Genomic DNA, 12,737 nt, shown 5'->3' on the forward strand with positions numbered 1-12,737 from the left:
TTTCAGACGGCCTCAACTTTCAGACGGCCTCAACTTTCAGACGGCCTCAACTTTCAGACGGCCTCAACTTTCAGACGGCCTCAACTTTCAGACGGCCTCAACCTTTCAGACGGCCTCAACCTTTCAGACGGCCTCAAGCCTTTTTGCGCGTGCACGGGCAAAAAAACACCGCCAGATAAACCAACAGCAGCATCCCATTCACCGCCCCGTGGCGGTCTTCCGTATTTTTGGCGGCGGTAAAAGCGGCGGATACCGCAACCGGCCGGGCAGACTGAAACGCCAGCGCGGACGCTTGATGCGAAGCGGGCAGAATAAACAGCAGGCTGTTGGCGGCGACCGCCAGCGACACCGCCAGCAGCAACAGATGTTTTTTCCTGATTTCGGCAAGGCAGAGCAGCAGGCTGCCGCCGACCAGCAGCGCGATGCCGGGCAGGGTGGCGGTGGCGACAATGTTGTCCACAAAATACCGCTGCCAGTAAAAGAACGTGCCATCCTGCACGCGCGCGCCCTGATTGAGCGCGGCAAAGGCAAGCGCGCTGCCCGCCAGCAGGTTGCCGCCGATAAAAAGCAGCACCCGGGCGGCTGTGTGAAAGTAGGGTTTCATATTTGGTCTCCGTTTACATCATGCGTTGTAATATTTTCTCGCCTTTGCGCTGGTGGGCAACCGTCATGCCGACGTGTCCGACAATCAGCAACAGCAGGGCAAACGCCAACGCGCCGTGCACAACGCCGAGCGGTGCTTGAAACTGCCGCGCCATGCCGCTGGCGGGCACGGCAAACATCAGCGCATACAGGGCAAGATGCCCCAGCTTCACTTTCAGGCTGCCTGCGGGACGGCGGCGCAGGTTGCGCAATGCCCAAATAAAACGCACCGCCGCGAGCAACAGCAGCAGCACGCCGACGGCTTTGTGCGGCGCAATCAGGAATTTCAGGCTGCCGTTGAGATGCCACGCCAGTGCGCCGGCAAACATAAACGCATAGCAGGCAGCCATGCCCCAATGCAGAAAGCGGGTGAACGGGGCGTAACGTTGCGGGGTGTCGGGTTTCATGGTTTCCTTCGCGTAATAATTTGGAAACCAGTTTACAAATATGGAAATCAGTTGTCAAATTATTTTGCTTGAAAACCGCAACTATTTGACAACCGTTTTCCGCATTTTTTAAACTCACCGCCGCAAAATCATTTGGGAAACACAGCATGGACAATCAGTTAAACAGCGAAACCCTCAGCCGCATCACCACCGAAATTTTCTACACCAACGGTTTACTGCTCGCGTGGGGCGACCGTTTCGCCGCCGATTTGGGGCTGACCTCGGCGCGCTGGCAAATGCTTGGCGCGCTGGCACACGCCGCCGAAGCGCAAACCTCGCCGCAGCTGGGCGAACGCATGGGCATGAGCCGCCAAGGCGCGCAAAAGCAGCTCAATCTGCTGCTGGCCGACGGTTTGGTCGCTGCCGCCGACAACCCCGCGCACAAACGTTCGCCACTCTATTCGCTTACCGAACGCGGCGCGGCGGTGTTCGCCCAAGTGCGCCAACGCTGGATGGCGCAGGCGGCGGAATGGGCGCAGGATTTGAGCGCGGAAGAATTGGCGGCGGCGGAGAAGGTGTTGCTGACGCTGGGAAGGTGGGTGAAGGCGGCGGGGTAACGGCGCAGGCAAAGGCAGTACGCGATGCGGCTATGTTGCCGACTGTTTGGGCAGCATGGGTCAAGAAGGCCGTCTGAAAGGAAAGGCCGTCTGAAAACCTGATTTCAGGGTTTCAGACGGCCTCTTTTTTAAACGCGCCTTACATCACTTCCAGCACATCAATGCCGAGCAAATCCAAGCCCTGTTTGAGTACGTTGCCGGTCAGCCGCGCCAGTTGCAGGCGGCTGTTGCGGGTTTGTCCTTCGGCTTTGAGTATCGGGCAGGCTTCGTAGAAGCGGGAAAACAGGGTGGCGAGCTGGTAGAGGTAGGCGGCGAGGTAGTGCGGGTAGCCGGTGTCGGCCACGCTTTGCAATACGTCTTCAAATTTCAAAAGCTCGAGGGCAAGCTGTTTTTCGGCCGGTTCAGCGAGTGTCAGCTCTGCCGCTGCGTCCCAGTCGCCCGCTTTGCGGAACACGCTTTGTACGCGGGTGTAGGCGTATTGCAGGTAGGGCGCGGTGTTGCCTTCAAACGAGAGCATCGCGTCCCAGTCGAATACGTAATCGCTGGTGCGGTTTTTGCTCAAATCGGCGTATTTCACCGCGCCGATGCCCACGGTTTGGGCGATTTTCGCCGCGTCGTCTGCGCTCAAATCGGGATTTTTTTCTTTGACCAATGCGGCGGCGCGTTCGACCGCTTCGTCAAGCAGGTCAACCAGTTTCACGGTGTCGCCCGAACGGGTTTTGAACGGGCGGCCGTCTTTACCCATCATTGTGCCGAAGCCGACAAATTCGGCTTTCACGCTGTCGGGCAGATAGCCTGCTTTGCGCGAGGTGGCGAAAAGCTGCTCGAAGTGCAGGGCTTGGCGGTGGTCGACCACATACAGCAGGCGGTCGGCGTGGAGCGTGCCGACACGGTAGCGCAGGCAGGCCAGGTCGGTGGAGGCGTAAAGAAAGCCGCCGCCTTGTTTTTGCACGATAAACGCGGCCGGTTCGCCTTCTTTGTTTTTAAATTCGTCGAGGAACACGACTTTCGCGCCGTCGTCTTCTACCGCCAGGCCTTTTTGCACCAAATCGTCCACCGTGTTTTGCAGCTCGGGGTTGTATTTCGATTCGCCTGCGACATCAGACGGCGTGAGTTTCAGGCCGAGCGTGTCGTAAACCGCCTGCGCGTGGCCGAGCGAGATTTCGACAAACTGCTGCCACAGTTTCAACACGTTTTCATCGCCGCCCTGCAGTTTCACCACATATTCGCGTGCGGTGTCGGCAAAGGCCGCGTCTTCATCGAAGCGTACTTTGGCGGCGCGGTAAAACTGTTCCAAATCAGAGAGTTCAAACGCGGCATTGTCTTTTTGCTGTTCCACCATATAGGCCACCAGCATGCCGAACTGCGTGCCCCAGTCGCCGACGTGGTTTTGGCGGATGACGGTGTCGCCCGTAAATTCGAGCACGCGCGAGATGCTGTCGCCGATGATGCTGGAGCGCAGGTGGCCGACGTGCATTTCTTTGGCGAGGTTGGGTGAGGAATAATCGATAACCACGGTTTGCGGCGCGTCTTTTTTGGCCACGCCGCAGCGCGGGTCGTTTAAGGCCGTCTGAACGTGTTTGGCGAGAAAATCGGGTTTGAGGCGCAGGTTGATAAAGCCCGGCCCGGCCACTTGTGCGCTTTCGATGACGGCATTGCCCGAGAGCGCGTCGGCAACCTTTTGCGCCAGCTCGCGCGGATTTTGCTTGGCCTGCTTGGCCGCGCCCATCACGCCGTTGATTTGGTAGTCGCCGAAATCGGCGTTTTTGGCCGGTTGGAGTACGACGGGCGCATCGGCGATGCCTGCGGCGGCAAAGGCGGCGGCGGCTTCGCGCTCGACAGTTTGGTGTAGATTCATGGTTTGCTCTTTCGTTCAGGCCGTCTGAAAAGGTTTTCAGACGGCCTCTTCAATGTGAAAACGCGGCATTTTACCCGAAAGGCCGTCTGAAAAGGTTTGCGGAGGGTTTAGCCGCGCCAAAATCCCTGCTTCTGCAAAAACACCGCCAACCGTTCGGCAAACAGGGCATAACCCTCGGCGTTGGCATGAATGGCATCGGATTTGAGCGCGTTGTCGCTCAGAATGCGCGACCAGCCGTCGGCAAACAGCGGCACGCGGTATTTTTCGGCCAAACCGGCATACAGCGGATGGTCGGACAGGCTGCCGACCAGCGCGCCGAGGCTCGGTTTCGGTTCGGCAATCAGCACCAGCGACACGCCCGCGCCCTGCACGGCGGCGATAGTCTCACCGATATGGCGACGGGTGTCGCTTTCGAGCACGCGGCGCAGGAAATCGTTGCCGCCGATGCCCAGCAACACCAGCTTGGGCGCGCGTTTGAGCAGCGCGGGCAGACGTGCCAGAGCCTGCGCGGAAGTGTCGCCCGACACGCCGCCGTTGACGACCGTCCAGCCCGTGATGGCGGCGAGGCGCACGGGATAGGCGGCTTCGGGCGGCGCGCCATAGCCGTAGGTGAGCGAGTCGCCCAAGGCCAAAACCGTGCTGCCGCGCGAAATGGCGGCTTGGCGGGCGGTTTTGGTGCAGGCGGCTGCGGCCAGCGCGGCGGCGAGGGCGAGGAAGCGGCGACGGGTGAGGGGCATGGCGTGTTCCGTATCCGTGGGGAAAGCGGCGGATGATACAGGCAAACCGCCCGCCCGTTCCGCTTATCGTGAGCCCAAACAAGAAACCTACGGCGTGGCTGCGCCTTGTATCTTTCTTGTTTTGACTCACTATATAATCCGCCGCCAACCGCAACAAAAGGAAAGAAACATGGACATTCAGGCCGTCTTAAACGTATTGCGTACCCTGCAAAACCACATCTGCGCCGCGCTGGAAGCCGAAGAGGAAAACGGCGCGGTGTTTCTCGGCGAACACTGGCAAAGCCGCCTGGGCACGGGCGAGAGCCGCGTGCTCAAACAAGGCGCGGTGTTCGAGCAGGCGGGTGTGAACTTTTCCCATGTGCAGGGCGCGTCGCTGCCCGCGTCGGCCACCGCCGCCCGCCCCGCGCTGGCGGGCGCGCCCTTCGAAGCGGCGGGCGTGTCGCTGGTTATCCACCCGCGCAACCCCTATGTGCCAACCAGCCATGCCAACGTGCGCTGCTTTATCGCCTACCCGCAGGGCGGCGAACCCGTGTGGTGGTTCGGCGGCGGTTTCGACCTCACGCCGTTTTACCCCTTCGACGAAGACATCCTGCACTGGCACCAAACGGCGAAAAACCTGTGCGACAGGTTTTCAGACGGCCTTTATGCCGAATACAAAAAATGGTGCGACGAATATTTTTACCTGCCGCACCGTGGCGAAACGCGCGGCGCGGGCGGGCTGTTTTTCGACGATTTGAACCGCTGGGACTTCGCCACCTGCCTCGACTTTATCCGCCAAACCGGCGAAGCCTACGCCGCTGCCTACCGCCCGATTGTGTCGCGCCGCAAACACACGCCCTACGGCGAGCGCGAACGGCAGTTCCAACTCTACCGCCGCGGCCGCTACGTCGAATTTAACTTGGTGTTCGACCGCGGCACCCACTTCGGCCTGCAAAGCGGCGGCCGCACCGAAAGCATTTTGATGTCGCTGCCGCCCTTGGTGCGCTTCGAATACGGCTATGCCCCCGAAGAGGGTAGCACCGAAGCGCGTTTGCAAAACTACCTCAAACCGCGCGACTGGCTGGCCGAACTGCGCTGATCCCTTGCTCCCGAATGCACAAAGGCCGTCTGAAACCCGATTTGGGGTTTCAGACGGCCTTTCTTTCGTCTGCTCAAACAGTCTGCCTGCACGGCTGCCGGAGAACGGAAACCGCGTGCGCCCTCCTGCCGCAGCGGCCGTCTGAAACTACCGATTCCGCTGCGCATCCGCCCCCTCTCCTGCCCGCGCGGGGAGAGTTGGGGAGGGGGTGGCAGTTCGCAGAACTGCATTCGCGCCGATGCCCTGCAAAAGTTGCCGCAGCAGCGCAAGCCCCCACCCGCGCGGGCGTGAGAGGGGACTTTGTTGTCCGATGAGGTTTCAGACGGCCTTTGTGCCCTATCGTCCGTTGCGGCTGCGCCATACTTTGTCTGCCAGCCACAGCGCGGCGGCGGTGCCGGACAGGTCGGCCAGGGCGTCGAGCAGGTCGGCGCTGCGGGTGCGGGTGAACAGCGCCTGTGCCGCTTCGGTGGCGGCGGCGAGCACGAGGGCGGCGGCGGCCAGGTGCAGTATCGGCGGGCGGCGGCACTCTTCGTTCCATGCGCGTGCGGCCAGCCAGAATTGGGCGAAAAAGGCGGCGAAATGGGCGGCTTTGTCGAAGTGGGGAAAGGGCGGCGGCGTGTGGCTGCCGCTTTCGCGCAGCAGTGCGAACCACAGGGCGGCGAACCAGAGGGCGGCAAAGAGGGTGTATTTGTTGCGCGGCAGGCTCATGCGCCTTCCTCGGCCAGCCAGTCGGCACACATTTGCGCCAGCGGCAGGAATTTGCCGCCGCGCTGTGTCAGGATGCCGCGCCATTGTCCGACGTCGGCCGCATCGGGCGCTTGGTCAAGGCTGCATTCGTAGAGCATGAATTCGAGGGTTTCCCGCACGGCGGAGGGTGTTTCGCTGCGGATGAGTTCGGTGATGTGCTGCATGGCAGGCCGTCTGAAAGGGTGGATAAGGCGGCGTATGTTACCGTTGCGCCGCGCATGCAGCAAATGGGCAAAGGCCGTCTGAAAGGGTTTCAGACGGCCTTTTTCGTCTGCGTCCGGCGGTCCGGTCAGTCGAGCACGCCCAGTTCGGCGAGGCCGCGCAGGATGCCGTCTTCGCGTATCGGCGGGCAGACGTGGTCGGCGGCGGCTTTGAGTTGGGGGTGGGCGTTGCCGACGGCGACGCCGCAGCCAACGCTCTGCATCATTTCCATGTCGTTGAGGCCGTCGCCGAAGGCCATGGCGTCGTCTGTGGCGAGGCCGAGGCTGTCGAGCACGGTGCGGATGCCGCGCGCTTTCGAGCCGCGGCGCGGCAGGATGTCGACGCCGAAGGTGTGCCAGCGGGTGGTACGCAGGCTGTCGGGCAGACCCGATTCGACGGCTTCGGCGCGGCTTTCGTCGTAAAAACCGAGGATTTGGTGGACGGGAATATCGGGGTCGGTTTCGCCGGTTTGATAGGGAATGGAGAGCGAGCCGAGGGCGGCCTGCATTTCGCGGCTGTCGGCGGGGACGCTGATTTTTCGGGCGGATTCGTAGGCGTAGGCGATGCCGAGGCGGCGCAGGTGGGCGGTAGTGCCATCCAGCTCGCTGCGGCTGAGGGGGAACTCGGCCAGCACTTGCCCGCTGCGTTCGACGTATTGGCCGTTGATGGCGACGAGGATGTCGATGGCGGCATCGGCCATTAAGGCGCGGATGGGGTCGGGAATCAGGCAGGGCGGGCGGCCGGTGGCGATGGCGGCGGCGATGCCGCGCTCTTTCAGACGGCCTAAGGCCGTGCGGGTGCTGTCGGGGATGCGCTGCTCGTCTTTGATCCACAGGGTGTCGTCGATGTCGAAGAAGATGATTTTCGGTGTGCGTTTCATGGGGAGGCCGTCTGAAAAAGGGGCGGATTGTATAGCGGGTCGGCGCGGGAAGGCTACGGTTCGGCCGTGTTGCGGCTTTATTCGGGTGCGGTATGCGGTTCGGTGCGGCAGGCCGTCTGAAAACGGCGTTTCAGACGGCCTGCAAACCCCGCAGCGCCCTTCCGCTATATAATCGCGCCCTTTTTTTGGCACCCGCATCCCATGTTTTCCATCGGCCCCTACATTATCGAAACCCCCGCCGCCCTCGCGCCGATGGCGGGCATCACCGACAAACCCTTCCGCCAACTGGCGCGGCGCTTCGGTGCGGGCTACGCCGTCAGCGAGATGCTCAACAGCGACCCCTCGCTGCGCCACACCAAAAAAAGCCTGCACCGCAGCGACTTCTCCGGCGAAGACGGCGTCCGCGCCGTGCAGATCGTCGGCAGCGACCCGCAGCGCATGGCCGAAGCCGCCCGCTACAATGCCGAACAGGGCGCGCAGATTATCGACATCAACATGGGCTGCCCGGCGAAAAAAGTCTGCAACGTGCTCTCGGGCAGCGCCCTGCTGCAAAACGAAAAACTGGTCGGCGACATCCTGACCACCGTCGTCGCGGCGGCGGGCGTGCCCGTCACCCTCAAAACCCGCCTCGGCTTTTGCGAAAACAACAAAAACATCCGCACCATCGCCAAAATGGCCGAACAGGCAGGCATCGCCGCCCTCGCCGTGCACGGCCGCACCCGCGAGCAAATGTACAAAGGCGACGCCTCCTACGAGCTTATCGCCCAAGTCAGGCAAGACATCTCCATCCCCCTGTGGGTCAACGGCGACATTACCAGCGCCGAAAAAGCCGCCGCCGTCTTGCGGCAAACCGGCGCCGACGGCGTAATGGTCGGGCGCGGCGCACAGGGCAGGCCGTGGCTTTTCGCCGAAATCAAACACTTCCTGCAACACGGCACGCCGCCCTCCCTCATCGCCTTTCAGACGGCCGCCGACGCCTTTTTGCAGCACCTCCAAGCCATGTACGCCTTCTACGGCGACACCGCAGGCGCACGCATCGCCCGCAAACACATTGGCTGGTACACCGCCCCCTTCGCCGACGGCGCCGCCCTGCGCAAACAGGCCAACGCCCTCGACAGCGCCGACGCCCAATACGACGCCGTCGCCGCCTTCCTCGCCGCCGCTCCCGAGCGCCAAAGCGGCTTATGGCCGTCTGAAACGGCCGCTTCGGCTAACAAAATTTAAAGAACTGTTACAAACCGCTTTTTTTGCTTACAATAGCGCCTGACATTTACGGGCTGCCGCCACGCGGCGCAACAAACTAAAAAACCATTCAGACGAGCGTACCATGCCGAACCGAACCACCGACATCGCCCACTGCATCGAACAAAACCTGCACCAGTATTTCCGCACGCTCGACGGCGAACCCGCCGCCAACGTCTACGGCATGGTGCTGCGCCAAGTGGAAAAACCCATGCTCCAAGTCGTGATGGCGCAATGCGGCGGCAACCAGTCCAAAGCCGCCGACATGCTCGGCATCAACCGCAACACCCTGCGTAAAAAACTGCTCGAACACGGCCTGATCTGAGCCGCAGCCGAATATACAAAGGCCGTCTGAAAGTTTTTCAGACGGCCTTTTCCCTGCCCGCATCCGCGATTCAGACGGCCTATCCGCCCGCGCGGCAAACGGCAGGCCGCCACTGTGACAGGCCGTCTGAAAAAGCCAATCTGATTCCGACAGCCGCAAACGCAAAAAAGCAGCCCGAAACCCCGTTGGCAGGGTCTTCGGGCTGCTTGGGCTTTTTCAGACGGCCTATCCGCCCAACTGCGCCGCCGCCTGCTGCGCCCAAGCCATGGTTTCGGCGAAGGCAGGACGGGCGGTGTGGCGTTCGATATAGGCGGCGAACACCGGATCGGCATCGAGCACCTGCATATTGCGGCTAAAGTGCAGCAGCAGGGCGCTGTAATAGAGATCGAGCGCGCTGAAGCGCTTGCCGACGATATAGTCGCGGCCGCGCAGATGTTCGCGCAACAGGGCGACGGCTTCGTCATAGCTGCCGTAGCCGATGCCGCTGCGGAATTTTTCATGGTTTGATTTGATGTCGAAAAACCGGTTCATCAGCGCGTATTCGAGCTGGATGCTGAAGCACAGCCAGCGGTAGTATTCGCCGCGCTCGATGCTGCCGGCGGCGGGAATCAGGTTTTTCTCGGGAAACTGCTCGGCCAGATAGGTGATGATGGCAATGGTTTCGGTGAGTATGGTGCCGCCGGCTTTAAGTGCGGGCACTTTGCCCAAGGGATTGACGGCCAGATAGTCCGCTTCGTGCAGCTGGTCAGCCGACAGCGCCACAATATTGCACGGCGCGGCGCACTCTTTGAGCATCCACACGGCATAGGTGCCGCGCGAAAAGGGAGTGGTGTAAAGGGTGAGTTCGGGGGTAGGCATCATGCGCTCCTGTGTGTGGTGGAAAAGCGGCGATGATAGCACGGGGGTGTGTCGGTTTTTGTCAGCAGCAGTAGGTCTGGAATTTATGCCCGACATTGCAAACGGGATTTGTCGGGCATAAATTCCTGACCTACTGCGACTTTAAACAACGTCATTCCCGCGCAGGCGCACTACTGTCCGGAATAAATAACCCATACAAATCAACACGCCAAGCACTTGATTTCAAAACAACACCCCCTACATCCGCGCCAGTTCAAGCCTTTCCCGCCTTCGGCGCGCGTAGCGGGCATACAGCGTTTGCGGCCGCTCAAACAGGCTGCCCGCAATCCGTGTGCACAGCAGGTGCAGGCTTTGGTCTGTTCTGCCGTTTTGTTGGTACAGCTTCAGCAGCAGATAGGCAATCATCGCGCACAGGATTTGCAGTTTCACCGCGTTGGCGCTGCGGCCTAAAAAGCGTTTGAGCTGCAGGTGCTGTTTGAGCCATTTGAACAGCAGCTCAATCTGCCAACGCGCTTTGTAGGTGCCGACAATTTCCTGTGCGGTGACGCCTAGCTTGTTGCTCACTAAAACCAGCGGCTCTTTGCCTTGGCGGCTTACGGTGATGCGGCGCAGGATTTTTCCGTGGCAGCGGTTGGGGCGGCTGCTGTTTTTGCGGTGCGTGAAACGGATGTATTCGTCTGCCAGGACGGTTTCGCCGGTGTTTTCATGTTCAGTGGGTTTGATGTGTCTGACCACTTCAACGGCAGCATTGGTTTTGAGCCGGGTGACGAAATAGGCGCCCGCTTCATCCAGTTTGGCCCACCAGTTGTAGTCGCACAAGCTGGGCGTAGAGCAGACAGAGCAGCAGGTTTTGGCAGCCGAAGCCTTTGCTGTGTTTATCGGCTTTGTGTGTGCGGACATGGCGGGCGAAGCGTCCGTTCATAACGGGCTTGATGATTTGCTGGAAGCGGCTTATGCTGTACATGGTTGCAGTTCCGATGTTTTTGAGTTGACGCTCTGGGGTTTACCCGTAAAAACGTTGGACTGCAACCTTTTTGTTTGGGTGGCGGGGTTTTATTCCGGACAGTAGTGCGCCTGCGCGGGAATGACGAAGTAAAAGGCCGTCTGAAACCGCCCATTCCACCGCGCACTTTACTCCCTCCCCCGCGAGCAGGAGAGGGGACGCGGTTGCTCTGTCGTTTTCAGGCTGCTTTCAGACGGCCTGTGAAGGCAGCCTGAAAACGTTATTCCAACGAAACTAAAGCCCCCAAAGGCCGTCTGAACAGGCAGCCTGAAACCCCGAAATAAAGGAAAAATACCATGTCTCTTCCCGAAAAATTCGCCGCTTTTTTCAAAAGCCAAGACAAAGCCGCGTCCACGCTTGATTATCTGCTGGCCGCGTTCAAGCCGCTGGCCCAATACGGGGCGGATTGGCCGGAGCGTGCCGCCGAATATGTGCTCTCGGGCGGCGAAGCCGCGCTGCTGTTGGAATTGCAGGGCAAGCCCGACGGCGAAGCCGCGCTGCTGCTGGATATGCCCGCCCGTTTTTCCCCTTGGTATTACGAGCTAACCGAGCAGAGCAGACAGGCGCACATTGCCCGCACCCATCTGTATGCCGATCTGTTCGGCCGCTTTACTAACGAGCAAATCGTGCGCCTGGGCAAGCTGCTGCACGCTGCGGGCAAAGAATACGGGTTCACCCACACCGCGCCGCTTGCGCCCGCGTGGTTTCTCTATCTGATGATTGATTTTTACGTTACTTTCGAAGGCAGCAGCAATCTGTCCAAAGACCAGAAACACCGCTGGACAATGGAACAACTGCTCGATCTGCTGCGCTCGGAAGACGTGGCGCAGCCTGAAAACGTGCTGATTCAAACCCTGTTTGAACGCGAAGGATTAAGTAAGTACGACTGGGACGACGGCAACGACCTGTTCCGCAAGCCCGCAGGCATCCCCGAATTTCTGCAGGCGCATCCGGCCGAGCTGTATGACACCGTTACCGCCATGGGCGCGGGCGGGCAGTATGTGTTTCTTTGCGAATTCGGCCGGGAAAACGCCGAATTTCTGCACAGCCAGCCCAAGCTGGTTGTTGCCCTGTGCGCCAGCGGCAGCAAGCAGGTGCGCAAAGCGGCCGAAGAAGCCGCAAGCAGCCTGAAAGCCGAAGAAGCCCGCGAACATCTGGCCGCTCTGCTGGCCAACGGCACGCCCAAGCAGCGCAGCACGGCCGTCGATTTGCTGGCACGCGGCGGCGAAGGCAGCCGCAGCACGCTGGCCGCCGCTTTGGATGCAGAAAAAAGCAAACCGGTGCGTGAGAGCATTCAGGCTGCCTTAAGCCGTTTGGACGGCATGGCCGAAGCCGACGATACCGAATACGCGCCCCAGCCGTTTGAGCCGCTGGTGCAGACCGACATCCCCGACAGCATCCTGCCTGTATTGGAACAAAACGCCCGTGATTTAATGGAGAAAAAACGTCAGGCCGCCGAGTGCGAAATCGAAGAAACCAAAACTGCCAGTTACAAATCCCATTGGGCGCAGGACGAATACAAAAAATGGCGCAAGCACTACAACGATAAAGTGCCCGCCGAACTCTTGCGCTGGATAAACACCTATGCCCAAGGCTGCCGCATGAACAAAGCCGAAGCCCAAGAGCGCATCGAAAACGGCGGCTATGTCTTTCTGCGCGAAATCCTGACCTACAAAAGAACCTTGCAAAACCTGCCCGAATACGGCCTGCACCACGCCCTGCGCCTGGAAAGCGGCTACTACGATTACATCGATTTCGACCACCTGTTTTTATACGGCCTGCTAGTGTGGCATTTCGAGCATCTCGATTTGCGCCAGCTGGCGCAGGCGGCAGTCGATATCGGCGTGGTTCGGGAAAAAGTCGAGCGCGACATCGCCGAAGCCTATTTGAGAGGTTTGTATTACGCCCGCAGCCTGCCCGAATTCGTTTCCCGTCCCGAATTGGTTGTCCCCTTCTTTATGGAACACAGCGACTTTATCGACGAAGCACTCGGTATGATTCCTTCGCGCGCTGAAAACGAATGGCGCAAACTGCAGGCGGACAAAGCCATCGCCATGCTCGCCAAGTTTCCCGCCATCCCCAAAGCCTATATTCCCAAGCTGCTGGAAATCGCGCTGGGCAACGGCAAAACCGCACGCCAAGACGCGCAAAACCTGCTGCAGA

The 12,737-nt window shown here is 60.2% G+C and carries 15 protein-coding genes; 5 read left to right on the plus strand and 10 right to left on the minus strand.

Annotated features, from left to right (window positions below; all coding sequences use genetic code 11):
* Window positions 1-133: 133 nt before the first annotated feature.
* A complete protein-coding gene (locus tag ACLD9W_RS10635) occupies window positions 134-604 on the minus strand; it encodes a hypothetical protein (RefSeq protein WP_410841992.1) in 471 nt (156 codons plus the stop codon).
* A gap of 13 nt (window positions 605-617) precedes the next feature.
* Window positions 618-1,049: a cytochrome b gene (locus tag ACLD9W_RS10640; RefSeq protein WP_410841993.1), complete on the minus strand. Its 432-nt coding sequence runs from the start codon at window positions 1,047-1,049 to the stop codon at window positions 618-620.
* Between the two features lie 146 nt (window positions 1,050-1,195).
* Between ACLD9W_RS10640 and ACLD9W_RS10645 the strand changes: the two genes are divergently transcribed.
* Complete coding sequence (locus ACLD9W_RS10645; RefSeq protein ID WP_410841994.1) at window positions 1,196-1,645, plus strand: MarR family winged helix-turn-helix transcriptional regulator; 450 nt, start codon at window positions 1,196-1,198, stop codon at window positions 1,643-1,645.
* Between the two features lie 139 nt (window positions 1,646-1,784).
* Here the strand turns inward: ACLD9W_RS10645 and argS are convergent, their stop codons facing one another.
* Entirely contained in the window at window positions 1,785-3,503 is a 1,719-nt protein-coding gene (gene argS, locus ACLD9W_RS10650) for an arginine--tRNA ligase (RefSeq protein WP_410841995.1), read from the minus strand.
* A 107-nt stretch (window positions 3,504-3,610) separates the two neighbouring features.
* Window positions 3,611-4,240, minus strand: coding sequence for a GDSL-type esterase/lipase family protein (locus tag ACLD9W_RS10655; RefSeq protein WP_410841996.1), 630 nt, complete (start codon window positions 4,238-4,240; stop codon window positions 3,611-3,613).
* Window positions 4,241-4,409: 169 nt separating this feature from the next.
* Here ACLD9W_RS10655 and hemF point away from each other — a divergent pair, with 169 nt between their 5' ends.
* Window positions 4,410-5,318 (plus strand): oxygen-dependent coproporphyrinogen oxidase, encoded by a 909-nt coding sequence (hemF, locus tag ACLD9W_RS10660; RefSeq protein WP_410841997.1) that lies wholly within the window; start codon window positions 4,410-4,412, stop codon window positions 5,316-5,318.
* Between the two features lie 336 nt (window positions 5,319-5,654).
* On the opposite strand, the gene ACLD9W_RS10665 is transcribed toward hemF, so the two are convergent.
* The 3 genes from ACLD9W_RS10665 to ACLD9W_RS10675 form a co-directional block, all read right to left on the minus strand.
* Window positions 5,655-6,026 carry a VanZ family protein gene (locus ACLD9W_RS10665; protein ID WP_410841998.1) on the minus strand — a complete coding sequence of 124 codons (372 nt, stop codon included), beginning with the start codon at window positions 6,024-6,026 and terminating at the stop codon, window positions 5,655-5,657.
* Window positions 6,023-6,229, minus strand: coding sequence for a dioxygenase (locus ACLD9W_RS10670; protein ID WP_410841999.1), 207 nt, complete (start codon window positions 6,227-6,229; stop codon window positions 6,023-6,025). The genes ACLD9W_RS10665 and ACLD9W_RS10670 overlap by 4 nt, the downstream gene beginning before the upstream one ends.
* Window positions 6,230-6,354: 125 nt before the next feature.
* Window positions 6,355-7,146: a Cof-type HAD-IIB family hydrolase gene (locus ACLD9W_RS10675; RefSeq protein ID WP_410842000.1), complete on the minus strand. Its 792-nt coding sequence runs from the start codon at window positions 7,144-7,146 to the stop codon at window positions 6,355-6,357.
* 201 nt (window positions 7,147-7,347) lie between these two features.
* Between ACLD9W_RS10675 and dusB the strand changes: the two genes are divergently transcribed.
* Both dusB and ACLD9W_RS10685 read left to right on the plus strand, forming a co-directional pair.
* Complete coding sequence (gene dusB / locus ACLD9W_RS10680; protein ID WP_410842001.1) at window positions 7,348-8,370, plus strand: tRNA dihydrouridine synthase DusB; 1,023 nt, start codon at window positions 7,348-7,350, stop codon at window positions 8,368-8,370.
* A gap of 103 nt (window positions 8,371-8,473) precedes the next feature.
* Complete coding sequence (locus ACLD9W_RS10685) at window positions 8,474-8,713, plus strand: Fis family transcriptional regulator (protein ID WP_036496425.1); 240 nt, start codon at window positions 8,474-8,476, stop codon at window positions 8,711-8,713.
* Window positions 8,714-8,938: 225 nt separating this feature from the next.
* Here ACLD9W_RS10685 and ACLD9W_RS10690 read toward each other — a convergent pair whose 3' ends face one another.
* From ACLD9W_RS10690 to ACLD9W_RS10700, 3 genes are all read right to left on the minus strand, one after another.
* Window positions 8,939-9,574, minus strand: a complete 636-nt coding sequence (locus ACLD9W_RS10690) for a glutathione S-transferase family protein (protein ID WP_410842002.1) — start codon at window positions 9,572-9,574, stop codon at window positions 8,939-8,941.
* A gap of 234 nt (window positions 9,575-9,808) precedes the next feature.
* Window positions 9,809-10,390 carry an IS4 family transposase gene (locus tag ACLD9W_RS10695; protein ID WP_410842003.1) on the minus strand — a complete coding sequence of 194 codons (582 nt, stop codon included), beginning with the start codon at window positions 10,388-10,390 and terminating at the stop codon, window positions 9,809-9,811.
* A complete protein-coding gene (locus ACLD9W_RS10700; RefSeq protein WP_410842004.1) occupies window positions 10,356-10,535 on the minus strand; it encodes a DUF4372 domain-containing protein in 180 nt (59 codons plus the stop codon). Before ACLD9W_RS10700 ends, ACLD9W_RS10695 begins: the two co-directional genes overlap by 35 nt.
* A 335-nt stretch (window positions 10,536-10,870) precedes the next feature.
* On the opposite strand from ACLD9W_RS10700, the gene ACLD9W_RS10705 reads away from it, so the two are divergent.
* On the plus strand, window positions 10,871-12,737 hold a 1,867-nt coding region (locus tag ACLD9W_RS10705), incomplete at its 3' end, for a hypothetical protein (protein ID WP_410842005.1).

This window comes from Neisseria sp. WLZKY-1 (genome assembly GCF_046546535.1).
Lineage (GTDB): Bacteria > Pseudomonadota > Gammaproteobacteria > Burkholderiales > Neisseriaceae > Neisseria.